Consider the following 25466-nt stretch of genomic DNA (forward strand, 5'->3'; position numbering starts at 1 on the left):
CGGCGTAGCCAGCCTTCTGATGTTATATGGAATTCGTAGTGCTGTAGGGTCCAGGCGGGGGCCAGAAGATGAAAAGAGAAACCTCAAACAATGTGCTGGCGGGGACACGAGTTGGTGCCCTCGTAGCGGGGCTGTTCGTCGTCCTGATCATTTCGATCGTGATGCTGTTCGCCAACTTCGCGTATGTGAATACGCAAAGTAACTACGACACCGAGTACATCGGTCACGCTGGCGAGCTGCGCGTGCTGTCCCAGCGTATCTCCAAGGACGCCACCGAAGCGGCTGCGGGTACGCCTGCCGCCTTCGCCCTGCTGCGCGACGCGCGTAACGATTTCCAGGAGCGCTGGGCGTACCTCACCGACGGTAACGCGCAGAGCGGCTTGCCCGCTGCGCCTGCCGCCGTGCAGGAACAGATGGCTGCCGTGCAACAGGACTGGGACGGCCTGCGGCAGAATGCCGATGCCATCCTGGCCAGCGAGCAGACCGTTCTGTCGCTGCACCAGGTTGCCGCCACGCTGGCGGAAACCATTCCGCAACTGCAGGTCGAGTACGAAGAAGTGGTCGACATCCTGCTGGAAAGCGGCGCGCCGGCTGCCCAGGTTTCGGTTGCCCAGCGCCAGTCGCTGCTCGCCGAACGGATTCTCGGCTCGGTGAACAAGGTCCTCGCCGGTGACCAGGATTCGGTTCAGGCCGCCGACATGTTCGGTCGTGATGCCAGCCTGTTCGGTCGCGTACTGAGCGCCATGCAGGAAGGCAACGCGGCGATGGAAATCGCCAAGGTGAGCGACCAGGAAGCTCTCGAGCGCCTGGCGGAAATTTCCGAGCTGTTCGAATTCGTTTCCGGTTCCGTGGACGAGATTCTGGAAACCTCGCCTGAGCTGTTCCAGGTTCGTGAATCGGCCAACACCATCTTCACCCTGTCGCAGACGCTGCTGGACAAAGCCTCCACTCTGTCCGAAGGCTTCGAAGGCCTGGCTGCCGGTCGTTCGCTGAACACCGTCGCCGGTTACCTGCTGGGTGCCCTGGCGCTGGGTTCGATTCTGATCATCGGCCTGGTGATGGTGCGTGAGACAAACCGCCGTCTCGCCGAAACCGCCGAGAAGAACGAGCGTAACCAGACTGCGATTCTGCGTCTGCTCGATGAGATCGCCGACCTCGCCGACGGTGACCTGACGGTGGCCGCGACGGTAACCGAGGACTTCACCGGTGCCATCGCCGACTCCATCAACTACTCCATCGACCAGCTGCGTGACCTGGTAGCCACGATCAACCTGACCGCCGTTCAGGTAGCTGGCGCTGCCCAGGAAACCCAGGCCACGGCCATGCATCTGGCCGAGGCTTCCGAGCACCAGGCTCAGGAAATCGCCGGTGCTTCCGCGGCGATCAACGAAATGGCCGTGTCGATTGACCAGGTATCGGCGAACGCCTCGGAGTCCTCCGCGGTAGCGGAGCGTTCCGTAGCCATCGCCAACAAGGGCAACGAAGTCGTACACAACACCATCACCGGCATGGATAACATCCGTGAGCAGATCCAGGACACCTCGAAGCGGATCAAACGCCTCGGTGAATCGTCCCAGGAGATCGGTGACATCGTAAGCCTCATCAACGACATCGCCGACCAGACCAACATCCTCGCACTGAACGCCGCGATCCAGGCCTCCATGGCCGGTGACGCAGGCCGAGGCTTCGCCGTGGTAGCGGACGAGGTACAGCGCCTCGCAGAACGTTCCTCGGGCGCGACCAAGCAGATCGAGGCACTGGTAAAGACCATTCAGACCGACACCAACGAAGCCGTTATCTCCATGGAGCAGACCACCTCCGAAGTGGTACGTGGTGCTCGACTGGCACAGGATGCGGGTGTGGCACTGGAAGAGATCGAGAAGGTATCCAAGACCCTCGCGGCGCTCATCCAGAACATTTCCAACGCTGCACGTCAGCAGGCTTCGTCCGCTGGCCACATCTCCAACACCATGAACGTGATTCAGGAGATCACCTCGCAGACGTCGTCCGGTACCACGGCCACCGCCAAGAGCATTGGTAACCTGGCCAAGATGGCCAGTGAAATGCGTCATTCGGTATCCGGCTTCACCCTGCCACAAGACGGCGAGCAGGCCTGATCGACTGCCGGGCGGCGCATTGAACGATGCGCTGCGCGGCAGACGCAGGCGTGAGCGAGGTGCACGACATGCAGTCAGGCGTCTGGGCCCTGCAACCGTTGGCGGACATGTCCGCCACGGAGTTCCGTGACTGGCAACAGTTGCTGGAATCACGGCTCGGCATGGTGCTCAACGAGCAGCGCCGGATCTTCCTGCAGACCAACCTCAGCACGCGCATGCGCGAACTGGGCATCAGTGATTACGCCAGCTATTACCGGCAGGTCACCGATGGCCCGCGCGGGGCGGTGGAATGGGCGAATCTGCTGGATCGGCTGACCGTGCAGGAAACCCGCTTCTACCGGCATCCGCCCTCGTTCGAGGTGTACGAAGCCTACGTCGCCCGCCGCGACGAACAGGGGCTGGATGCACCGCTGGCGATCTGGAGCGTGGGTTGCTCCAGTGGTGAAGAACCCTACTCGCTGGCCATTGGCGCCAGCGAGGTACTGGGTGCTGAGGGGTTGTTCGGTGTCACCGGCACCGATATCAGCCGCAGTGCCCTGAGCAAGGCGCGAGATGGTCTGTACGACGTGCGCCGTTTGCAACAGATGGATGAAAGCCTGCGCGAACGCTACTTCCAGCAGCAGGCCGATGGACGCTTCAAGGTGTTACCAGGGCTGGCTGCGCGAGTGTGCTGCGCCAAGCTCAATGTGCTGGAGTTGGACAAAGCGCCAATGACCGGCATGGACGTTATTTTTTGCCAGAACTTGCTGATTTACTTTCGTCGCTGGCGGCGCCGCGAGATCCTCAACCGCCTGGCCGAGTGCCTGGCGCCTGGGGGCTTGCTGGTGGTCGGAGTGGGCGAGGTGGTCGGTTGGCAGCACCCGGACATGCTTCCGGTCGCCGATGAGCGAGTGCTGGCGTATACCCGCAAGGGCTAAGAAACGGAGTGTGTATGGGTGATCGGCACGACTATGTCGCCCTGGAATGGGTCAAGGGCGAAATCGCGGAAACCCTGAAGCAGGCGCGACAGGCTCTGGAGGCGTTCGTCGAGAATCCGCAGGATTCGACACGCATGCGTTTCTGCCAGACCTATGTGCATCAGGTTCACGGCACCCTGCAGATGGTCGAGTTCTTCGGCGCGGCATTGCTCGCCGAGGAAATGGAGCACCTGTCCCAGGCGCTGATCGATGGTCGCGTGGCCAATCAGGGCGAGGCGCTGGAAGTGCTGATGCAGGCGATCCTGCAACTGCCTATCTATCTGGATCGCATCCAGACCGCCCGCCGCGATCTGCCGATGGTCGTGCTGCCGTTGCTCAACGACCTGCGCGCTGCGCGGGGCGAGAAGCTGCTGTCGGAAACCAGCCTGTTCTCTCCCGATCTGTCCGCCCGCGCCTCCGCTCTTTCGCCTGAGTCGCTGACCCAACTGCGTACCGCCGAGCTGCCAGCCTTGCTGCGCAAGCTTCGGCAGATGCTGCAGGTCGCGCTGGTCGGGGTCATCCGCCAGCAGGATCTGGGCACCAACCTTGGCTACATGGCGCGGGTTTTCGCGCGCCTGGAAACCCTGTGCAAGGATTCGCCCCTCGAGTCGCTCTGGCAGATCGCATCGGGCGTGGTCGAAGGGCTGTCCAATGGCAGCGTGGCCAACGGTACGTCCGTACGCACGCTGTTGCGCCAGGTCGACAAGGAACTCAAGCGTCTGACCGAGCAGGGCGCCGATGGCATCAACCAGCCGGCGCCTGACGAACTCACCAAGAACCTTCTGTTCTATGTCGCCAAGGCGTCGCCACAGTCACCGCGCAACCGCGTGCTGCGAGATCGCTACAGCCTCGACGACGCGCTGCCTGATCATGATGTGGTCGACGAGGAACGCGCCCGCCTGGCTGGTCCTGACCGCGATGCGATGCGCTCGGTGGTTGGCGCGCTGTGCGAAGAACTGGTTAGGGTCAAGGACAGCCTCGACCTGTTCGTGCGTAGCGACCGTGCCAAGGTTGCAGATCTCGAGGCGCTGCTGGTGCCTCTCAAGCAGATCGCCGATACCCTCGCCGTGCTCGGCTTCGCCCAGCCGCGCAAGGTCATCGTCGACCAGCTCGATGTCGTGCGTGCCCTGGCGCAAGGTGCTCAGGAACCCAGCGATGCGGTGCTGATGGACGTGGCCGGTGCGCTGCTTTACGTCGAGGCCACACTGACCGGCATGGTCGGCCAGAACGACAGCGGCAAGCGTGAGGAAAGCCACCTGCCGACCACCGACGTGGGGCAGATTCACCAGCTGGTGATCAAGGAAGCGCGCAATGGCCTCGAACAGGCCAAGGACGCGATCATCGAATTCATCGCTTCGCAATGGAACCACGAGCACCTGGCCCGCGTGCCGGAACTCCTGACCCAGGTGCGTGGCGGGTTGGCAATGATCCCTCTGGATCGCGCCGCCGCTCTGCTCAACGCCTGCAACCGCTACATCCAGGAGCAACTGCTGGCCCGCAAGGCGGTGCCGAACTGGCAGAACCTCGATACCCTGGCCGACGCCATCACCAGCGTCGAGTACTACCTGGAGCGCCTCTCCGAGGATCACGCGACTCAGGGCGACCTGATTCTCGATGTCGCCGAGGAAAGTCTCGCGGCACTCGGCTATCCGCTGCAGGAAAAACCGTCGATTCTCGATGCCGCATCGTTCGACGAAGAGCCCGCGCCGCTGGATGACCCGCTGCACGATATCGATGTGCTGGCCGCGCCGGTTCTCGACAGCGTCGTTGAAGAGCCCGCACCGCGTAGCGATGAAGCACCGCTCGCCGAGGCGCTTCCAGCCGATGAGCCAGCGCTCGAGCTTGGCGACCCCGACACGGCTTTTACTGCTGACGACAGCTCATCGGTGGCCGACGACAGCTGGCCGCAGAGTGATGACGCCCAGCCCCAGGCGCCGCTTGCCGCCGAGCCCGAGGCGGCTTGGTCTTCAGCCGCGCAAACTGCCGATACCGAAGAGCAGGATCATCCCCGCGCCGATGCACGGGCATCGGTGGCCGATGACAGCTGGCCGCAGGACAACGACGAGTTGCCTCGGACCGTGCTCTCTGCCGAACCCGAGACGGCGCCGCCGACCATCGATCTTGGCGATCTGGATGAAGATCCTTACGCCGATGCGAAGGCCTCGATCGCCGACGACAGTTGGTCGCTGGACGACAGCGACCTGCTCGTCGACGAGCCAGACCGCTCGCCTTTGACCCTGGATGACGCGGCGCTTTCCGCAGCCGAGCCTGTGGATCTTGGTGAACTCGACGCCCTGTCTGGCACGGATCGCAAGCCGTCGCTGGCCGATGATGGTTGGTCTTTCGATCTCGACGAGCAATCGTCCGGCCTGTCGCAAACGCCTGACCTGCAGCAGCCACAGGGCGCGGCAGAGGATACGCTGTGGTCGCTCGAGGAACTGGAGACTCGCCTCGATCTGGTCGATATCGATCGTCCAGCCAATGAGCTGCCCGCCCTGGATCTGCCTTCAGAGGGCTTCGAAGAGCAGCCGCTGGAGCTCGAATCGCTGGATCTCGATACCGACACTGACGTGCAGTGGGACGACGTCGATCTGGCCGATCTGCAACTGCCGGAAGTCGAATTGCCCGGTATGCCCGAGCCTGCCGTGCTCGAGGCGCCTGCCGCGGACAAAGCCATTTCCATGGCCGACGTGATGGCCGCTCCGGTGCAGGCGATCAATCCGCCAGCGCTGGACGTGCCGCCAAGCCTGCTGCCGCCGCCTGCCGACGAAGAACCTATCGATGAAGAGCTGCGTGAAGTCTTTATCGAAGAAGCGGGCGAAGTTCTGGAAACCATCGCCGAGTTCCTGCCGCGCTGGTGCGCCGATACCGAGGACCGGGAAGCGCTGATCGAAGTGCGTCGTGCCTTCCACACCCTCAAGGGCAGTGGCCGCATGGTACGTGCGCTGGTCATCGGCGAGCTGGGCTGGTCGATAGAGAACCTGCTCAACCGCGTGCTCGACCGCAGCATCCAGCCGGGTGCCGAGGTCCAGCAGGTCATCGGTCAGGTCGTCGCTCTGATGCCTGAGCTGGTCGATGAGTTCGCCGCTCAAGCCCAGCGTCAGCGTGATGACGTGGACCGCCTGGCCGCCGACGCGCATGCGCTGGCCAAGGGGCTTAGCCTCCCAAAGCATGACGCCCCGGCTGCCGCGGTAGCCGAGCCCGCGGGCGAGATCGAGGCTGCCGCTGCCGTTGTCGATGAAAGCGAGGTGCTGGATCCGCAGTTGCTGGAGATTTTCCGCAACGAGGCGGAAACCCACCTCGAAACCCTGTCCGCGTTTCTCGATGACTGCGCACGGGAGCTGCCGCAGCCGGTGACCGATGACCTGCAGCGTGCCCTGCATACGCTCAAGGGCAGTGCCTACATGGCCGGCATCCTGCCAATGGCCGAAGTCGCTGCGCCGCTGGAGAAGATGGTCAAGGAGTTCAAGGCCAACCTGCTGCCGCTGGATCTAGCCGAAGCCGAAGTGCTGGTCGAAGCCCAGGCGCTGTTCCGTCAGGGGCTGGCGCAGCTGGAAAGCGATCCGTTGCGGCCGCTTCCCGGTACCGAGGCATACCTGGAGCGCGTGCAGCAGTTGCATGACAAGCGTATCCAGCATGCCGAGAGCCAGCGCCAGGATGTACCGGGCGAAAGCCGCGATCCGCAGCTGATCAGCATCTTCCTCGCCGAAGGCATGGATATCCTGCTGGATGCCGAAGATTTGTTGCGCCGCTGGCGCGAGCACCCCTCCGAACGTCAGGAGCTCAGTGCGCTGCTGGAGGAGCTGACGACCCTCGGCCGCGGTGCGGAAATGGCCGAACTTCCGCAGATCGACGAGCTGTGCGAGGCACTGCTCGATCTTTACGGTGCGGTGGAAGACGGCAGCCTGGCGGTCAGCGAGCGTTTCTTCGATGAGGCCGAGCAGGCCCACGAAGCCCTGGTCAGCATGATGGATCAGGTCGCGGCCGGCCTCGAGGTCAGTGCCAGCCCCGAACGCGTCGCCGCGTTGCGGGCCCTGTTCGATGAAGCGCTCGATCCCGCCAAGCTGGCACTGCTCTCTGGAGACGTGCCCGGTTTGCAAGTGGTCGAGCTCGATGAAGCCACCCGTGCTCTGGAAGAATCTCTGGGCGTCGATGCGGCCAATGACGAGAGCAGCGATTCGACACTGCCAGTCGATGCAGCCGACGACGAACTGGTGTCCATCTTCCTCGAAGAAGCCGTGGACATTCTCGACAGCGCCGGTCTGGCCCTGGAACGCTGGTTGGCGGAGCCGGACAATCGTACCGCGCTGTCTTCACTGCAACGTGACCTGCACACCCTCAAGGGCGGGGCGAACATGGCCGGGGTGGTGCCGATCGGCGAGTTGGCCCATGAGCTCGAAGCGCTTTACGAGGGGCTGGTAGATCGTCGCTATGGCGTATCGCCCTTCGTCACCGACAGCCTGCAGCAGGGCCATGCCCTGCTGGTCAGCATGCTCAACAGCCTGCATCAGCGCCAACCCGCGCAGCATGCGGATGAGCTGGTCACGGCGATTCGTCAGTTCCGCCAGCGTGGCGGGCAGGACGAGCTGGCCGTGGAGACGCATGTGCCGCCGTCGCCAGAGCCGCTCGATGCGTTCGAACCGCAGCCTGAAGACACTGCGCCGATCGAGCCCTACGACGCGCCGCTCATCGAGCCATTGAACATGGCTGACAACGTCCAGCCCGCAGAGCCGCTGCAGCCTCAGCAAGCTGCGGTGAGCGACGATCGTGATCCGGAACTGGTGGAAATCTTCCTCGAAGAGGGTTTCGACATCATCGACAGTGCCGGCGCGGCGCTGTCGCACTGGATGGATGACGTCGACAACAGCCTCGACCTGGAATCGCTGCAGCGCGATCTGCACACCCTCAAGGGTGGTGCGCGGATGGCCGAAATCCGCGAGATCGGTGACCTGGCCCACGAACTGGAGTTCCTCTACGAGGATCTCGGCAATGGCCGTCTGCGCGCCAGCCCCATGCTCTTCGAGCTGTTGCAGGCCTGCCATGACCGCCTGGCGGAGATGCTCGATGCGGTGCGTGCCCATCGCCCTGTACCCGGTGGCGACGAGTTGATCGAAACCATCCGCCGCTTGCGCGCCAACCCCGACGAGCAGCTCAGCATGCCCACCGCGGTACCGTTGCGTGCGGTTCACGACGAGGCGTTTGATAACGAGGAGGACATTCTCGATATCTTCCTCGAAGAAGCAGACGAATTGCTCGAAGCGATGGAAGCAGGCATCGGTCGTTGGGAAGAGCGCCGTGACGACACGGGCGCCATCGATGAATTGCTGCGTGTGCTGCACACCCTCAAGGGCGGTGCACGCCTCGCCGGGCAAAAACACCTGGGTGACCAGAGCCACGACCTGGAACAGCACCTCACCGAAGCCCAGATCCAGGGTGCGCCCTGGCCGGAAAGCCTCTACCTCGACGTGCAATCCGGTTTCGAGGGGCTGCAGAAGAGCCTCGACGAGTTGCGCCTGCGTTTGCAGCAACAGCCTGTGGATGAGCGCCCCGCGGAGCCGGAGCAAGCCCCCGTTCGTGCGGTGACCTCCATCGTTGCCGCCAGTGAGCAGCCTGTCGCGCACGCCCAGCATCGCGTGCTGCCTTTCGTGCAGCGTGCCGAGGCGGCAGCTGAAGAAGCGGCCTCTCGCCGTGCGCCGCAGGAGCTGGTCAAGGTGCCGGCGGATCTGCTCGAAGGCCTGGTCAACCTGGCGGGTGAGACTTCGATCTTCCGTGGGCGTGTCGAACAGCAGGTCAGTGACTTCGGCTTCACGCTCAGCGAGATGGAAGCCACCATCGACCGCGTGCGTGATCAGTTGCGCCGTCTCGATACCGAGACCCAGGCGCAGATTCTCAGCCGTTATCAGGCCGAGGCGGAGCGCGCTGGCTACGAAGATTTCGACCCGCTGGAAATGGACCGCCATTCTCAGCTGCAGCAGTTGTCGCGAGCCCTCTTCGAGTCGGCTTCCGACTTGCTGGATCTGAAGGAAACCCTGGCGTCGCGTAACCGCGATGCGGAAACCCTGCTGCTGCAGCAGGCGCGGGTCAATACCGAGTTGCAGGAAGGGCTGATGCGTACGCGCATGGTGCCTTTCGATCGTCTGGTGCCACGCCTGCGGCGTATCGTTCGTCAGGTCGCCAGCGAACTGGGCAAGCAGGTCGAGTTCATCGTCGGCAACGCCGATGGCGAGATGGACCGCACGGTGCTGGAACGTATCGTCGCACCGCTCGAACACATGCTGCGCAACGCCGTCGACCATGGCATCGAGAGCACGGCTGCACGCCGCGATGCCGGCAAGCCGGAGCAGGGCAGCATCCGCCTTGGCCTGTCCCGCGAGGGCGGCGACATCGTGCTGACCCTCAGCGACGATGGCGCCGGTATCAACCTCGACGCCGTCCGTCGCAAGGCCATCGAACGCGGCCTGATGGACGCCGGTGCCGATCTCAGCGAACACGAGATTCTGCAGTTCATCCTCGAGGCCGGTTTTTCCACCGCCGAAAAGGTCACGCAGATTTCCGGGCGTGGCGTCGGCATGGATGTGGTCAACGCCGAGGTCAAGCAACTCGGTGGCTCCATGAGCATCGACTCGGTCGCTGGTCAGGGCACCACGTTCCGCATCCGTCTGCCGTTCACCGTATCGGTCAACCGCGCGCTGATGGTGCTCTCCGGCGAAGATCTGTACGCCATCCCGCTGAACACCATCGAAGGTATCGTGCGGGTTTCGCCCTACGAACTGGAGGCCTACTACGGTCCGGACGCGCCGCGTTTCGAATATGCCGGCCAGGCCTATGAGTTGCGCTACCTGGGTGACCTGCTGAACAACGGTCAGCATCCCAAGCTGGTTGGCCAGAGCCTGCCGTTGCCGGTGATCCTGGTTCGCTCCAGCGAGCACACGGTGGCGGTGCAGGTGGACTCGCTGGCCGGTTCGCGGGAGATCGTGGTGAAGAGCCTGGGGCCGCAGTTCGCTACGGTGCACGGTATCTCCGGCGCGACCATCCTCGGCGACGGCCGCGTGGTGGTGATTCTCGACCTGCTGGCGACCATCCGTGAGCTGCATGCGCATCTGCAGTATCAGGTACGTCCACGACTGTCCGCCGACGCTGGCGCGGCGCTCGAGGCCGAAGTGGAGCGTCCGACCCTGGTCATGGTGGTGGATGACTCGGTGACCGTACGCAAGGTCACCAGCCGACTGCTGGAGCGTAACGGCATGAACGTGCTGACCGCCAAGGATGGGGTCGACGCCATCGCCCAGCTTCAGGAACATCGCCCGGACATCATGCTGCTGGACATCGAGATGCCGCGCATGGACGGTTTCGAAGTCGCCAACCTGATCCGTCACGATGAAGGGCTGAAGGATTTGCCGATCATCATGATCACCTCGCGTACCGGTGAGAAGCACCGTGAGCGCGCCGTGAGCATCGGCGTCAACGAATACCTCGGCAAGCCCTACCAGGAGTCGCTGTTGCTGAGCGCCATCGAAAAATGGGCGAAACGCCCATGAGCGAACAGAGCGCAGCACGCATTGCCGTGATCGCCGACACCTCCCTGCAGCGCCACGTGCTGCAGCAGGCGTTGAGCAGCAATGGTTATCAGGTGGTACTCAACAGTGATCCGGCGCGGCTCGATGACGCTGCGCTGCAGGCCTGCGAGGCCGAGCTGTGGCTGGTCGACCTGGCTCAGTCCGATGATCTGCCGCTGATCGATGCCTTGATGGAAGACTCCAGGGTGCCAGTGCTGTTCGGCGAGGGCCATGCGCCCGAGCGCAGTTCAGAGCATTACCCGCGCTGGGAGCGGCGTCTGGTCGGCAAACTGAAAAAACTGGTTGGAGATCCGGCTCTGGCGGCAGGCGCAAGCCTGGAGGGTGTGCTCGCCGAGGCGCAACGCCCCGGGCGCGTCGAGCTACCGGCGGTGCTGGCCAATACCCCACTGCAAGTCGGCGAGCCCGCCAAGCAGGTGTGGTTGCTGGCGGCATCTCTGGGGGGGCCAGCGGCGGTGAAAGCTTTTCTCGATGCCCTGCCTGGCGGTTTGCCGGTCGGGTTTCTGTACGCCCAGCATATCGATCCCAGCTTCGAGACGACGCTGCCTCAGGCAGTGGGTCGGCACAGCCAGTGGCGTGTCGGCACCGTGCGCGATGGCGACAGCGTACGTTGCGGTGAGGTGGTCGTGGTGCCGGTCAGCAACGAGCTGGCTTTCGCCGACGACGGAGCCCTGCAGGTCACGGCACGGGCCTGGCCCGAACCCTACAGCCCGTCGATCGACCAGATGATGCTCAACCTGGCGCAGCGCTATGCAGCGTGCAGCGGCGTCATCGCGTTCAGCGGCATGGGCAGCGACGGCAGTGCGGCCGCTGCCTACGTGAAGCGTCAGGGCGGGGTGATCTGGACGCAGCGCGCCGATAGCTGCGTGTGTTCGAGCATGCCTGACAGCCTGCGCGAGGGCGGTTACAGCAGCTTCAGCGCCGATCCACGCGAGCTGGCCGCTGCGCTGGTCGACCATCTCGTCGAGCAGTGCCGCTGACCACGTGTGCCTTTCTTCCAATGAATTCGCTGCATAACAGGATGTCTTCATGAGCCAAGCCGTCGTTACCCAGAACAGCGTCAGCAGCCTGACCGGTCTGGTCGTGCCGCTGGCCGATCGCACGCTGCTGCTGCCCAACGTGGCCGTGGCCGAGCTGATTCCCTACCGTGCCCCGCCAGCGATGGCTGGCCTGCCTGACTGGTTTCTCGGTCAGGTAGCCTGGCGTGACCTGCGCCTGCCACTGCTGTCTTTCGAGGCGGCCTCCGGCGGCCAGGCGGCAGTGGGGGACGGGGCCCGTATCGCCATCCTCAATGCCCTCGGTGGGCGCCCGAACGTCAAGTTCATCGCCTTGTTGGTGCAGGGCATTCCTCGCTCGCTGCGCGTTGCCGAGGACCTGCCGCGTGCGGATGTGCCGCTGGCCGCCCTCGAGCTTGCAGCGGTGAAGGTGGATGATGCGGTGCTGCGCATCCCCGATCTGGAAGGGCTGGAGCAATTGCTGGCCGATGCCGAGCTGATCTGAGTCGTCAGCTCATCGAGTGAACTGCGCTCGCGTGAGCGTGCGCTCCCGAACCGCTTTGCCTTGGCGCGTGTTCAACTCTCGGGGCTTCAGCCGCGACGCGGCAGCATCGCTCTGAGCACCCCGTCGCGCAGCCGATAGTGGTGCCAGAGCGCCATGAACGTGTGCCCCAGAATCAGTGCGAACAGCAGGTACTTGGCCGTCAGGTGAAACTGGCGGGCAAGTGCTCTTGCGCCATCGGAAAGCGGCAACGGGTCGATTTGCACCAGCCAGAACAGCTCCACCGGGCGTCTGCCGAACAGCAGGCCGCTCAACGGCATCAGCAGCAACAACAGGTAGAGCGCTATGTGGCCGGCCTTGGCGGCGCGGCGCTGCCAGATCGCACTATCGCGCAGCAGGTGCGGGGCACCGTGGCGGGCGCGTACCAGCAAGCGCACCACGGTGAGCAGGAGAATCGTCAGGCCCAGGGACTTGTGCAGCGTGAACACGCCACCAGTGCCGCCCAGCAAGTCCGCGACCAGATCCTGGCCATAGGGCAGAAACAGCGTGCAGAGCACCAGCAGGGCGGTAAGCCAGTGCAGGCCGATCTGGGTGCTCGAATAGCGATGCTTCATGGTTCCGCCTCTCATCAGGCACCCGCTGCGTGCCAGCTCTCAGCGCGCGATCATACCCATTTGGCCAGACGTTTTTTGTGGTTTTGTCGTCATTGATTGATAGCGGCTGTAGGCCCGTTTTGTCAAAGAAACAGTCCGGTTTTCGACGAGTTCACGTGCAAACCCTCACCCATTGCGGGCTCAGAAATCGCCCCAGAGGTGCTGGGCTACCGCCAGCGCTGCCACCGGCGCGGTTTCCGTGCGCAGCACGCGCGGACCCAGGCGCGCGGCATGGAAACCGGCGCCCTGTGCCTGTTCCACCTCTGCGTCGCTCAGGCCACCCTCAGGGCCGATCAGAAATGCCAGGGATCCTGGTCGGGCATGGCTGGTCAGCGGTTCGGCGACCGGATGCAGCACCAGTTTCAGGTCGGCCTGGCTTTGCTGCAGCCACTCGTCCAAAGGGATGGGCGCATTGATCAGCGGTATCACCGAGCGTCCGCATTGCTCGCAGGCGCTGATCGCCACCTGCCGCCAGTGCGCCATGCGCTTGTCGGCGCGTTCATCCTTCAGGCGCACCTCGCAGCGGGCGCTGACGATCGGACTGATCACCTGGGCGCCCAGCTCGGTGGCTTTCTGGATGGCCCAATCCATGCGCTCACCGCGAGACAGGCCCTGGCCCAGATGAATGTGCAGAGGCGACTCGGCCTGCCCGGCGAGCTGCTCGCGCAGTTCGACACGTACGCTCTTCTTGCCGACCTCGATCAGTTCACCGCGAAACTCCTGGCCGCTGCCATCGAACAGTTGCACCGCATCGCCCGCAGCATGGCGCAGCACGCGGCCGATGTAGTGGGCCTGGGCCTCCGGCAGCTCGTGCTGACCGAGGGAAAGAGGGGCATCGATGAAGAAACGGGAAAGGCGCATGGCGGTAACGGGTATGGGCTAAGGGTGGCCAAGCATAACCGGGTGGCGTTTTTTCTGCAGGCCGTCAGGGCGTTTGCACATCGCTGCAGGCCATGCTGAGACGGTCGTGCGCCTCCGTCTGGCATCGAGGGTTGCGGTGATACGCCCATAACCCATAGGGTAAAAAAAGAACGGCTCTGCTCCCGGGCTGCATTCCCGGGGCGCTTCAACACGGCAGGGCTGGTTAAGGGGCGGGTGGCTCACTCGTACGCACGTCAGGCTGGGGAGACCTGTTGCCGTGCATCGTCGTGGGCGCTGCAGCCTGCCCCGATCCAAGGGCGGAGTATCCGCCGTCACATTCCACGCATAGGGAATAATAATGAAAGTGCAACGTACCGGATTATCGTTGATGGCGCTGAGCGCCAGCGTTCTGGCCATCTCCACCGCGCAGGCGAGCCAGGCCGAATCCAAGGGGTTTCTCGAAGACAGCACGCTGGATCTGCTGACCCGCAATGTCTACTGGCACATGGACCGCCATGCGACGGGCGCCCAGGACAACCGCGAGTGGGGCCAGGGGTTTCATCTGAACTACAGCTCGGGCTACACGCAGGGCACCGTCGGCTTTGGCGCCGATCTGAACGCCTACATGGGCATCAAGCTCGACAGCGGTCGCGGGCGTTCGGGGTCCGGGCTGCTGCCGGTGGATTCGGCCACCAGTCGTGCCGACGACGAATTCGGCTCTCTGGGCGGGGCAGTGAAGATGCGCCTCTCCAATTCGGAACTCAAGTACGGGCAGTTGCGTCCCTACAATCCGGTCATCGCGGTAGCCGACGCCCGCCTGGTGCCCGCCACCGCCACCGGTTTCCAGCTGACCAGCGCCGAGATCGACGGGCTGATCATCGACGCCGGTCATTTCACGTCGTCCAGGGATTTCAATCAGGCCGGTAGTCGCGACGGCTTCTACAGCACCTACGCGCCAGGCGTGGAAGGCGGCAATGTCGATTATCTGGGCGCCAGTTGGCTAGCCAGCGATGCCTTGAGCTTCAGCGCCTACGCCTCGCGCTATGAAGACCTGTGGCGTCAGTACTACGGCAATGCCATCTACAACCTGCCGCTCAGTGACGAGCAGGCACTGAATGTCGATTTCAACATCTACCGTACGCTGGACGAGGGCAAGTCCGTGGCTGGCGACATCGACGTCACCGCCTGGTCGCTGGCAACCGCCTACTCGGTGGGCGCACACACCTTCACCATCGCCCACCAGCGGGTTCATGGCGACCAGCCGTTCGACTACCTGACGCTTGGCGGTGGTGGCGCGCAGGATTCCATCTACCTGGCCAACTCGTCGCAACTGGTCGACTTCAATGGCCCGGGCGAGCGTTCCTGGCGGGCCACCTACGCCATGGATCTGGCCAGTTACGGGGTGCCGGGGCTGTCGTTCTACGTCTCGTACATCCGCGGCGACAATGTCGATGGCAGCAAGATGGATGCGTCCAGCCCTTACGGCTATTACGCCGACAACGAGAAGCATTGGGAGCGTGACGTGAACGTGCAGTACGTGGTGCAGAGTGGCGCGGCCAAGGATCTCAAGTTCCGTCTGCGTCAGGCGACGCACCGCATTTCCGGAACTTCGGATGTGGACTCCGACCAGGTGCGCTTCATCGTCGAGTATCCGCTGAGCGTGCTCTGAGCGCGACATGACGGCAGGCGGGCCACCCCCGCCTGCCGTATCGCTCAGCCCGGGTCGCGAAAGCCCGGGTAACGGGTATCGCCCGTCGCCACGCTGACCGAGGTGCGAGTGGCCAGGTCGATGCCTTCGCTGGCAACGTCGGCGAGGAAGTCGATCTGCTCTGCGCTGATCACGTAGGGCGGCAGGAAGTACACCACGCTGCCCAGCGGCCTCAGTAGCGCACCGCGGGTCAGGGCATGCTGGTACACCTGCAGGCCCCGTCGCTCCTGCCAGGGGTAGGCGACCTTGCCGGCCTTGTCCTGAACCATCTCGATGGCCAGGGCCATGCCGGTCTGGCGTACTTCGGCGACGTGTGGGTGGTCCACCAGGTGAGCGGTGGCGCTGGCCATGCGTGCGGCCAGCGCCTTGTTGGCCTCGATCACGCCGTCCTCCTCGAAGATATCCAGCGTCGCCAGCGCCGCCGCGCAGGCCAGTGGGTTGCCGGTGTAGGTGTGCGAATGGAGGAACGCACGCAAGGTGGCGTAATCGTCGTAGAAGGCGCTGTAGACATCATCGGTGGTCAACACCGCCGCCATCGGCAGGTAGCCACCCGTGAGGGCCTTGGAGAGCACCAGGAAGTCCGGCGTGATGCCCGCCTGTTCGCAGGCGAACATGGTTCCGGTGCGGCCGAAGCCGACGGCGATTTCGTCGTGGATCAGGTGCACACCATAGCGGTCGCAGGCTTCGCGCAGCAGGGTCAGGTAGATGGGGTGATACATGCGCATGCCGCCCGCGCCCTGAATCAGCGGCTCGACGATCACCGCCGCGACTTCGTGGTGGTGGTCGGCCAGGGTCTGCTCCATTGCCGTGAACATTGTCCGCGAGTGTTCTTCCCAGCTCACGCCGTCCGGGCGCAGGTAGCAGTCCGGGCTCGGCACCTTGAGGGTGTCCAGCAGCAGTGCCTTGTAAGTGTCGGTGAACAGCGCCACATCGCCTACCGACATCGCCGCCACGGTTTCGCCGTGATAACTGTTGCTCAGGGTGATGAAGCGTTTCTTCGCCGGCTTGCCGCTGTTGAGCCAGTAATGGAAGCTCATCTTCAGCGCCACTTCGATGCCCGAGGAACCGTTGTCGGCATAGAACACCCGGTTCAGGCCCTCCGGGGTGATCCGCACCAGGCGCTCGGACAGCTCGACCACCGGCTGATGGCTGAAGCCCGCGAGCATCACATGCTCGAGAGTGTCGATCTGCGCCTTGATGCGTTCGCCGATACGCGGGTTGGCATGGCCGAACACGTTGACCCACCAGGAGCTCACCGCGTCGAGGTAGCGCTTGCCTTCGAAGTCCTCCAGCCATACGCCTTCACCGCGGCGGATCGGAATCAGCGGCAACCGCTCGTGATCCTTCATCTGCGTACAGGGGTGCCAGAGAACCTCCAGGTCACGCTGCATCCAGTGTTGGTTAGTCATCGACGTGCTCTCTCAATCAACAGCGGGCAAGCCTATCAGATGCGGCAAGGCGACGTTTTGCTGCCGCAGCGCCCGCTGATCGGGGAAAACGACCGCTCGCGTAGAGGGTTTTGAACTCCGCCCGTGGGGGCTTCACTAATCTGGTTGACCAGCGAGCAGGTGCGGTATATATCGGTTTAGTAGATATTTCAAAGCAACAATTTCTGCTTTAAGTCGATAGGTTTGTTGCTAATCTCTGGACTCTCATCCCTTGGAATCAGGCCATGCAGTGGCGTAACTCAACCCTTCGTTACGGTCTCGTCAGCGTGTCTCTGCACTGGCTGGTGGCCATTGCGGTATTCGGTCTATTCGCGCTGGGTTTCTGGATGGTCGGCCTCAGCTATTACAGCACCTGGTACCAGACAGCCCCGAATATTCACAAGAGCATCGGCATTCTGCTGTTCGTGGTCATGGTCGCCCGTTTGTCATGGCGCCTGGCAAGCCCGCCACCACCTGCGCTGCCCGAGCATGGCCGATTGACCCGAGTGGCCAGCAAGCTGGGCCACAGCTTCCTTTACCTCGGCCTGTTCGTGTTGATGATTTCCGGCTACCTGATTTCCACCGCCGACGGTCGCCCGATCAGCGTGTTCGGGCTGTTCGAGGTGCCGGCAAGCGTGACCAGCATCCCCAATCAGGGCGATATCGCCGGGTTGATCCATGAATATCTGGCGTGGGCTATCGTGATCTTTGCTGCATTGCATGGCCTGGCTGCATTGAAACACCACTTCATCGACCGTGACCGCACCCTGTTGCGTATCTTCGGGCGTTGATCTTCAAGCCGTTTCGGCGTTGCCCCGCGGCGTCGTTCATTTCATCTCACAAGGAGTTTCCATGTTGAAGAAGACTTTCGCCGCACTGGCACTGGGCACCGCACTGTTGGGCGCTGGCCATGCAATGGCTGCTGACTACGCCATCGACAAGGAAGGCCAGCACGCCTTCGTCAATTTCAAGATCAGCCACCTGGGCTACAGCTGGCTGTACGGTACCTTCAAGGATTTCGACGGCAGCTTCAGCTTCGATGAGAAGAACCCTGAGGCCAGCAAGGTCAACGTCACCCTGAAGACCGAAAGCGTCGACACCAACCACGCCGAGCGTGACAAGCACATCCGTGGTTCGGACTTCCTCAATGTCAGCAAGAACCCGACCGCAACCTTCGCATCTACCGCCGTCAAGTCGACTGGCAAAGGCACCGCCGATATCACCGGCAACCTGACCCTCAACGGCGTGACCAAGCCGGTAGTGATCGCTGCCAAGTTCATCGGCCAGGGCGACGATCCATGGGGCGGCTACCGTGCAGGCTTCGAGGGCAGCACCAAACTGAAGCTGAAAGACTTCAACATCGAGAAGGATCTGGGTCCGGCTTCGCAGGAAGTCGAGCTGATCATCTCCGTGGAAGGCGTACGCAAGTAAGCCTGAACGCCGCATGAAAAACGCCGACCTTGGGGTCGGCGTTTTTTTGCCCGGCATTCCTGATACGCCAACCGCTACCCTGATGGGCGCAGCGAAAAGCCGCACTCGCTGCACGAATGAAAACGCCGGCACGAGGCCGGCGTTTTCAATGAGCCACTGCTCAGCTGTCGCGATTGCGGGTCAGCAGGGCTGGCTTCTCGCCGCGGGGGCGGGTGCTTTGCAGCTGGTCGAGCTGCTCGGGTGTCGGCAGGCGGTCGCTACGCGAGCTCTTGTGCACGATCACCGGCTGCTTGTCGCGGCTGCTGCGCACGGCAGGCTCCTGACGTGGCAGTTCATCGCGGTTGAGCGACGTGGTGGTATCGCGCTGCTGGCCGCGGCCACGGTTGCCCGCGCCACTGCGACCCTTGCCGGCGCCTTGGCCCTGGCCTTGACCCTGGCGCTTGCCTGCACCAGCACCGCCGCCACCGCTGCGCGGACCTTTGCCCTGGCCACGAGGGCCCTGGCCAACGCCGTTGCTGGCGCTTGGGCCACTACCGGCGGCACCGGGGCGACGACCGCGACCCTGGCCGTTGTTCTGGTTCGGGCTCACGTAGTCGGCACGGTTGCCGAAGTTGTCGATCTCGTCGTCGCGGAACTCGTCGGGCGCACGGTCCGGAGGCAACGCAGGTACTGCTGGCGCTGCGGCGCGGGCCGTACCACGCGGTTGTTGGTCGCGAGCAGGCCTGGCTTTGCTTTGAGTCTTGGCTTTGCCGCCGTCCTTGCCCTTGTCCTTGCGGCCGCCGCCTTCAGGCTTGGCACCGCGCGGTGGGCGTGGCTTCTGAGGTTCGCGCACTTCCGGGCGTTCGGCCTCGACCTTGCTGGCATCGAAACCCAGTAGATCGCCGTCCGGGATCTTCTGCTTGGTCATCCTTTCGATGCCCTTGAGCAGTTTCTCTTCGTCCGGGGCAACCAGGGAGATCGCTTCACCGCTACGGCCAGCACGGCCAGTACGGCCGATGCGGTGCACGTAATCTTCTTCGACGTTGGGAAGTTCGAAGTTGACTACGTGAGGCAACTGGTCGATGTCCAGGCCGCGTGCGGCGATGTCGGTGGCGACCAGAATGCGAACCTTGTTCGCCTTGAAGTCGGCCAGGGCCTTGGTGCGGGCGTTCTGGCTCTTGTTGCCATGAATCGCCACGGCAGGCAGGCCGTGCTTGTCCAGGTACTCGGCCAGGCGGTTGGCGCCGTGCTTGGTACGGGTGAACACCAGAACCTGTTCCCAGGCACCAGCGGTGATCAGGTGAGCGAGCAGGGCACGTTTGTGGCTGGCCTGCAGGCGGAATACGCGCTGCTCGATACGCTCGACCGTGGTGTTCGGCGGCGTGACTTCGATACGCTCCGGATTGTGCAGGAGCTTGCCGGCCAGGTCGGTGATGTCTTTCGAGAAGGTCGCCGAGAACAGCAGGTTCTGCCGCTTGGCCGGCAGGCGGGCGAGGACTTTCTTCACGTCGTGAATGAAGCCCATGTCGAGCATGCGGTCGGCTTCGTCCAGCACGAGGATTTCCACGTGGGACAGGTCGACGCTGCCTTGTCCAGCGAGGTCGAGCAGGCGACCCGGGCAGGCGACCAGGACGTCGACGCCCTTGGCCAGTGCCTGTACCTGCGGGTTCATGCCGACACCACCGAAGATGCAGGTGCTGACGAATTTCAGGTCGCGAGCATACAGCTTGAAGCTGTCATGCACCTGAGCGGCCAGTTCGCGGGTGGGCGTGAGCACCAGTACGCGCGGCTGTTTCGGGCCATGGCGCTGTTCGCGATCCGGGTGACCGTTGGGGAACAGTCGCTCGAGGATCGGCAGTGCGAAACCGCCTGTCTTACCTGTACCCGTCTGGGCCGCCACCATCAGGTCGCGACCTTGCAACGCGGCGGGGATGGCCCGCTGTTGCACCGGAGTGGGCTGGGTGTAGCCGGCGGCTTCGACCGCACGGACTAAAGCCTCGGAGAGACCGAGGGAGGCAAAGGACATGTGCAATCCTGTCTGGTGAGGGCGTGGCCCTATAGGTGTAGTGCCTGGCTTGAATCGCACGTGGGGCGCGCAATCCCGTCCGGTACTGCTGGCCTCTGGGGTCAGCATCCGGGCGCAAGCCTGGCGGGAAGGCCCGAGTGTAACAGGATTGCAGAGGATCGGCACAACTTGCCGCCGAGCGGGTTGCGCGCGCCTCCGTTGAGATGGCTTTTGGCGCGCGAAACGATGGGGATCAGTCGCCCGCGGCGTCAGCGTCTTCGCGCTTGGCGAGCTTGTGCTGATCCTCGCTGCTACCGAGCTTCCAGTAGCTGGAAATGTACAGGTTCTTGCGGTCGACCTGACGTTCCTCCCTGAAATGCTGGCGCAGGGCCCGCATGCCGCTGAACTCGCAGGCCGCCCAGATGCTCGGCCGGCCTGGCAGCCATGCCAGCTCGCGCACGCGATTGACCAGCAGTTGGCTGTCTTCACCGGGATGCGGGTTGATCAGCCAGTGCAGCTCGACGCCAGCAGGGTGCTGCAGCGGCTGGATATCGCGCTCGTCGATCACTTCGATGATGGCGTGGCCGCGGGCGTCAGTTGGCAGTTGCTCGAGGTTGACGCTGAGTGCCGGCAGTGCGGTCATGTCGCCAATCATCAGAAACCAGTCCGCGCTGTTGTCGACCAGTTTCTTCGGGCCGGGGCCGCCTACGGTGATGCTGTCGCCCGGGCTGGCGTCCTTGGCCCACTGCGAAGCAGGGCCGGCATCATCGTGCAGTACGAAGTCGACGTCGAACTGCTCGGCACGCTGATGGCGCACGGTGTAGGTACGCATCAGCGTGCCGTCGCTACCGGGGGCGGGGAAGATCAGCTTGATGTAGGCGCTTTCCTGATCGGCTGGAAAGCTGTCGATTTCGTCGCCGCCCAAGGTGATGCGCAGCATGTGCGGCGTGACGGAAGTGGATGAAATGACCCGCAGGGTACGGGGAGCAGGGCGTGGCATTGAACTCTCCTGTTGCGACGGTAGAGATCGCCGTCATTCATGTGAGAATTACTATCACTTAATACGGATGGCTTCCAGTGCGAGGCGCTGGCGCCGTCCCCGAGACGTGGCATCGCCACGGGCGCCGGACCAGGTGGACACGCTTGCGTTGTCCACCCTTACCGTCACATGCCGGCGTCAGCTGACGACCCGATAGCACGGCTCGTAGGCGGTACCACCGGGCAGCTTCATGCGGTGCTGCTCGACGAAGGCCTGCAGCAGGCGATCCAGCGGTTGCATGATGGTCTTGTCACCACGCAACTCATACGGGCCATGCTCTTCGATCAGCTGGATGCCATGGGCCTTGACGTTGCCCGCGACGATGCCGGAGAAGGCACGGCGCAGGTTGGCGGCCAGCTCGTGCACGGGCTGCTCGCGGGTCAGGTTGAGGCTGGCCATGGCTTCGTGGGTCGGCTCGAAGGGATGCTGGAAGCTCTCGTCGATCTTCAGCAGCCAGTTGAAGTGGAATGCGTCGTTGCGTTCGCGGCGGAACTGCTTCACCGCCTTGATGCCTGCCGCCATGTGGCGAGCCACTTCGGCCGGGTCGTTGGGAATCAGCACGTAGCGGTTCTGCGCTTCCACACCCAGGGTTGCACCGATGAATGCGTGCAACTGCTGCAAGTAGGCTTCGGCACTCTTCGGCCCGGTCAGCAAGAGCGGGAAGGGCAGCTCGGCGTTGTCCGGGTGCATGAGGATGCCAAGCAGGTAGAGAAATTCTTCTGCCGTGCCCGCGCCGCCCGGGAAGATGATGATGCCGTGGCCGATGCGCACGAAGGCTTCCAGGCGCTTTTCGATATCCGGGAGGATCACCAGCTCGTTGACGATCGGGTTCGGCGCCTCGGCGGCGATGATGCCCGGCTCGGTCAGCCCCAGGTAGCGGGCACCGACGATGCGTTGCTTGGCGTGGGAAATGGTGGCGCCTTTCATCGGCCCCTTCATCACGCCCGGGCCGCACCCAGTGCACACGTCCAGAGCACGCAGCCCGAGTTCGTGGCCGACTTTCTTGGTGTACTTGTACTCCTCGGTGCTGATCGAGTGGCCGCCCCAGCACACCACCATCTTCGGCTCGGCGCCAGCGCGCAGGGTGCGGGCGTTGCGCAGCAGGTGGAAAACGTAGTCGGTCAGGCCGCTGGAGCTGTCCACGTCGACGCGTTTGTTTTCCAGCTCGCTCTGGGTGTAGACGATGTCGCGCAGGGCGCTGAACAGCATCTCGCGGGTGCTGGCGATCATCTCGCCATCGACGAATGCGTCAGCCGGCGCATTGATCAGCTCCAGGCGGATGCCGCGATCCTGCTGGTGGATCTTCACTTCGAAGTCCGGGTAGGCCTCGAGAATGGTCTTGGCGTTGTCGCTGTGCGAGCCGGTGTTGAGAATCGCCAGGGCGCATTGGCGGAACAGCGCGTAGACGCTACCGGAACCGGTTTCGCGCAATTGCTGGACTTCACGCTGGGAAAGGGTTTCCAGGCTGCCCTTGGGCGAGACCGAAGCATTGATTTTCTGGCGAGTGAGCATGCAGGCATCCCGTGGTAACGCGACAACTCGAGCCGATCCTGGCTGATCGCGCGATGAAGAATTCAGTCCCGGTGGTCGTGACCCATGATGGGGCGTCCGGGTAATGGCGCTGTACTGTCGGCCAGCGAGGGACTCCGGGTCAACGGGTACCGAGGTGCGGGCTGTTGAAAACGATGGCGTTGCCGCAGTTTCGAGCAGGCGGCTGAAGCCTCTTTTATACGCAGCAGGGCCGACGCGCAGCAGATCGTGAACAGGTTCTTAGGAAAGACGCGGGCCGCGAAAGTTCTAACATTCGCGGCCCCGGCAATCAGCCTTCAACCTTGCAGGTTCTTCCACACCGCCAGGCTGGGGGCGGCCTGGTTGAGGGTATAGAAGTGCAGGCCCGGTGCACCACCCTGGAGCAGGCGCTCGCACATGGCGGTGATCATCTCTTCACCGAAGCGCTGGATGCTCTGGGTGTCGTCACCGTAGGCTTCCAGTTGCTTGCGTACCCAGCGTGGCAGCTCGGCGCCGCAAGCGTCGGAGAAGCGCGCCAGTTTGCTGTAGTTGGTGATCGGCATGATGCCCGGGATCACCGGGATGTCGACGCCCAGCTTGCGTACACGCTCGACGAAGTAGAAGTAGCAGTCGGCGTTGAAGAAGTACTGGGTGATCGCGCTGCTCGCACCGGCCTTGGCCTTGCGCACGAAGTTGGCGATGTCGTCTTCGAAGTTGCGCGCCTGGGGGTGCATCTCCGGGTAGGCCGCCACTTCGATATGGAAATGATCACCGGTCTGCTGACGGATCAGCTCGACCAGATCATTGGCATGGCGCAGTTCACCGCTGGACATGCCCATGCCCGAAGGCAGGTCGCCACGCAGGGCGACGATGCGGTTGATGCCCTTGCTCTTGTAAAGATTGAGCAGCTCGATCAGCTCGGCCTTGCTGTCGCCGACGCAGGACAGGTGCGGTGCGGTAGGCACCTTCACTTCGCCGTCGAGTTGCAACACGGTATTGAGCGTACGGTCACGGGTGGAACCACCGGCGCCGTAGGTGCAGGAGAAGAAGTCCGGGTTGTAGCCGGCCAGCTCGCGCGCGGTGTTGAGCAGCTTTTCATGTCCGGCATCGGTCTTCGTCGGGAAGAACTCGAAGCTGACGTTGGTTTTTTTCTGGATCATGGAGAAGGTTCCCTTCTCAGCGACAAGCCTCGCGCCACACGCTGCAAGTGGAGTCGTCTCCCTCGTGCAGCGTGTGGCGCGTAGCGTGTAGCTGGGGTTAGTAGCGGTAGCTGTCCGGCTTGAACGGGCCTTCGACCGGAACGCCGATGTACTCGGCCTGCTTGGTGGTCAGCTGGGTGACCACGCCGCCGAAGCCTTTCACCATTTCCAGTGCGACTTCTTCGTCCAGTTTCTTCGGCAGCACTTCGACGGTCAGGCGCTCGGCCTTCTTCTCGGCCGACAGGTCGGCGAACTTCTGCTCGAACAGGAAGATCTGGGCGAGAACCTGGTTGGCGAAGGAACCGTCCATGATGCGGCTCGGGTGGCCCGTGGCGTTGCCCAGGTTCACCAGACGGCCTTCGGCCAGCAGGATCAGGTAGTCGTCATTGCGCGGGTCGAACTGGCCAGCGCCGGTGCGGTGGATCTTGTGCACCTGCGGTTTGACCTCTTCCCACGCCCAGTTCTTGCGCATGAAGGCGGTGTCGATCTCGTTGTCGAAGTGGCCGATGTTGCAGACCACAGCGCGGGCTTTCAGCGCCTTGAGCATGCCGGCGTCGCAGACGTTGGCGTTGCCGGTGGTGGTGACGATCAGGTCGATCTTGCCCAGCAGGGCCTTGTCGATGCTGGCGTCGGTGCCGTCATTGCGGCCGTCGATGTACGGCGAAACGAGTTCGTAGCCGTCCATGCAGGCCTGCATGGCGCAGATCGGATCGATCTCGGAAACCTTGACGATCATGCCTTCCTGACGCAGCGAGGCAGCCGAGCCCTTGCCCACGTCGCCGTAGCCGATGACCAGCGCCTGCTTGCCCGACAGCAGGTGGTCGGTGCCGCGCTTGATGGCGTCGTTGAGGCTGTGACGGCAGCCGTACTTGTTGTCGTTCTTGCTCTTGGTGACCGCGTCGTTGACGTTGATCGCCGGGACCTTCAGGGTGCCGGCCTTGAGCATGTCGAGCAGGCGGTGTACGCCGGTGGTGGTTTCTTCGGTGACGCCGTGGACGTTGGTCAGTACCTGCGGGTACTTGTCATGCAGGATCTGGGTCAGGTCGCCGCCGTCGTCGAGCACCATGTTGGCGTCCCATGGCTGGCCGTCCTTGAGGATGGTCTGCTCGATGCACCACTCGTATTCGGCTTCGGTCTCGCCTTTCCAGGCGAATACCGGAATGCCGGCGGCGGCAATGGCTGCAGCGGCCTGATCCTGAGTGGAGAAGATGTTGCACGACGACCAGCGCACTTCGGCGCCCAGCGCGGTCAGCGTCTCGATCAGCACGCCGGTCTGGATGGTCATGTGGATGCAGCCGAGGATCTTCGCGCCTTTCAGCGGTTGTTCGGCAGCGTACTTGCGACGCAGGCCCATCAGTGCCGGCATCTCGGATTCGGCGATGATCAGTTCTTTGCGGCCCCAGTCGGCCAGGGAAATGTCAGCGACCTTGTAGTCGGTAAAAGCAGCGCTCATGCAAAAGCTCTCCAATCGTTGATCTGTGATCAGATAGGTGAAAACCGGTGTGCCGGGC

Annotated in this window: 16 protein-coding genes; 8 read left to right on the plus strand and 8 right to left on the minus strand. The window is 63.3% G+C overall.

Annotation, left to right across the window (positions count from 1 at the left end; translation table 11 throughout):
* The first annotated feature begins 68 nt into the window (after window positions 1-68).
* The 5 genes from FHR27_RS22950 (at window position 69) to FHR27_RS22970 (ending at window position 12147) form a co-directional block, all read left to right on the plus strand.
* Window positions 69-2117: a methyl-accepting chemotaxis protein gene (locus tag FHR27_RS22950; protein ID WP_042552449.1), complete on the plus strand. Its 2049-nt coding sequence runs from the start codon at window positions 69-71 to the stop codon at window positions 2115-2117.
* Between the two features lie 68 nt (window positions 2118-2185).
* Window positions 2186-3034, plus strand: coding sequence for a CheR family methyltransferase (locus tag FHR27_RS22955; protein WP_042552524.1), 849 nt, complete (start codon window positions 2186-2188; stop codon window positions 3032-3034).
* A gap of 14 nt (window positions 3035-3048) precedes the next feature.
* Window positions 3049-10611, plus strand: coding sequence for an Hpt domain-containing protein (locus FHR27_RS22960; protein WP_179539654.1), 7563 nt, complete (start codon window positions 3049-3051; stop codon window positions 10609-10611).
* A complete protein-coding gene (locus FHR27_RS22965) occupies window positions 10608-11627 on the plus strand; it encodes a chemotaxis protein CheB (protein WP_179539655.1) in 1020 nt (339 codons plus the stop codon). The genes FHR27_RS22960 and FHR27_RS22965 overlap by 4 nt, the downstream gene beginning before the upstream one ends.
* Before the next feature lie 49 nt (window positions 11628-11676).
* Window positions 11677-12147 carry a chemotaxis protein CheW gene (locus FHR27_RS22970; RefSeq protein ID WP_042552447.1) on the plus strand — a complete coding sequence of 157 codons (471 nt, stop codon included), beginning with the start codon at window positions 11677-11679 and terminating at the stop codon, window positions 12145-12147.
* A gap of 86 nt (window positions 12148-12233) precedes the next feature.
* Here FHR27_RS22970 and FHR27_RS22975 read toward each other — a convergent pair whose 3' ends face one another.
* Both FHR27_RS22975 and FHR27_RS22980 read right to left on the minus strand, forming a co-directional pair.
* A complete protein-coding gene (locus FHR27_RS22975) occupies window positions 12234-12758 on the minus strand; it encodes a cytochrome b (protein WP_179539656.1) in 525 nt (174 codons plus the stop codon).
* Window positions 12759-12938: 180 nt separating this feature from the next.
* Complete coding sequence (locus FHR27_RS22980) at window positions 12939-13658, minus strand: 16S rRNA (uracil(1498)-N(3))-methyltransferase (protein ID WP_179539657.1); 720 nt, start codon at window positions 13656-13658, stop codon at window positions 12939-12941.
* Window positions 13659-14016: 358 nt separating this feature from the next.
* Between FHR27_RS22980 and FHR27_RS22985 the strand changes: the two genes are divergently transcribed.
* Complete coding sequence (locus FHR27_RS22985) at window positions 14017-15327, plus strand: OprD family porin (RefSeq protein ID WP_179539658.1); 1311 nt, start codon at window positions 14017-14019, stop codon at window positions 15325-15327.
* A 44-nt stretch (window positions 15328-15371) separates the two neighbouring features.
* Here the strand turns inward: FHR27_RS22985 and FHR27_RS22990 are convergent, their stop codons facing one another.
* On the minus strand, window positions 15372-16775 hold the full coding sequence (locus FHR27_RS22990) for an adenosylmethionine--8-amino-7-oxononanoate transaminase (RefSeq protein ID WP_179539659.1): 1404 nt from the start codon (window positions 16773-16775) through the stop codon (window positions 15372-15374).
* A gap of 263 nt (window positions 16776-17038) precedes the next feature.
* Between FHR27_RS22990 and FHR27_RS22995 the strand changes: the two genes are divergently transcribed.
* Window positions 17039-17584 carry a cytochrome b gene (locus tag FHR27_RS22995; RefSeq protein WP_042552442.1) on the plus strand — a complete coding sequence of 182 codons (546 nt, stop codon included), beginning with the start codon at window positions 17039-17041 and terminating at the stop codon, window positions 17582-17584.
* A 61-nt stretch (window positions 17585-17645) separates the two neighbouring features.
* Window positions 17646-18224: a YceI family protein gene (locus tag FHR27_RS23000; RefSeq protein ID WP_042552441.1), complete on the plus strand. Its 579-nt coding sequence runs from the start codon at window positions 17646-17648 to the stop codon at window positions 18222-18224.
* Window positions 18225-18384: 160 nt separating this feature from the next.
* Here FHR27_RS23000 and FHR27_RS23005 read toward each other — a convergent pair whose 3' ends face one another.
* The 5 genes from FHR27_RS23005 to ahcY all read right to left on the minus strand — a co-directional run bounded on the left by FHR27_RS23005 (window position 18385) and on the right by ahcY (window position 25408).
* Window positions 18385-20229, minus strand: a complete 1845-nt coding sequence (locus FHR27_RS23005) for a DEAD/DEAH box helicase (protein ID WP_042552440.1) — start codon at window positions 20227-20229, stop codon at window positions 18385-18387.
* 232 nt (window positions 20230-20461) lie between these two features.
* Window positions 20462-21208 carry a siderophore-interacting protein gene (locus tag FHR27_RS23010; protein WP_179539660.1) on the minus strand — a complete coding sequence of 249 codons (747 nt, stop codon included), beginning with the start codon at window positions 21206-21208 and terminating at the stop codon, window positions 20462-20464.
* Window positions 21209-21385: 177 nt separating this feature from the next.
* Window positions 21386-22759: a nucleotide 5'-monophosphate nucleosidase PpnN gene (ppnN, locus tag FHR27_RS23015; RefSeq protein WP_179539661.1), complete on the minus strand. Its 1374-nt coding sequence runs from the start codon at window positions 22757-22759 to the stop codon at window positions 21386-21388.
* A 314-nt stretch (window positions 22760-23073) separates the two neighbouring features.
* Window positions 23074-23916 carry a methylenetetrahydrofolate reductase [NAD(P)H] gene (gene metF / locus FHR27_RS23020; RefSeq protein ID WP_156152655.1) on the minus strand — a complete coding sequence of 281 codons (843 nt, stop codon included), beginning with the start codon at window positions 23914-23916 and terminating at the stop codon, window positions 23074-23076.
* 97 nt (window positions 23917-24013) lie between these two features.
* Window positions 24014-25408, minus strand: coding sequence for an adenosylhomocysteinase (gene ahcY / locus FHR27_RS23025; protein ID WP_179539662.1), 1395 nt, complete (start codon window positions 25406-25408; stop codon window positions 24014-24016).
* Window positions 25409-25466: the final 58 nt, after the last annotated feature.

Origin of the sequence: Pseudomonas flavescens (assembly GCF_013408425.1) — a bacterium.
GTDB lineage: Bacteria > Pseudomonadota > Gammaproteobacteria > Pseudomonadales > Pseudomonadaceae > Aquipseudomonas > Aquipseudomonas fulva_A.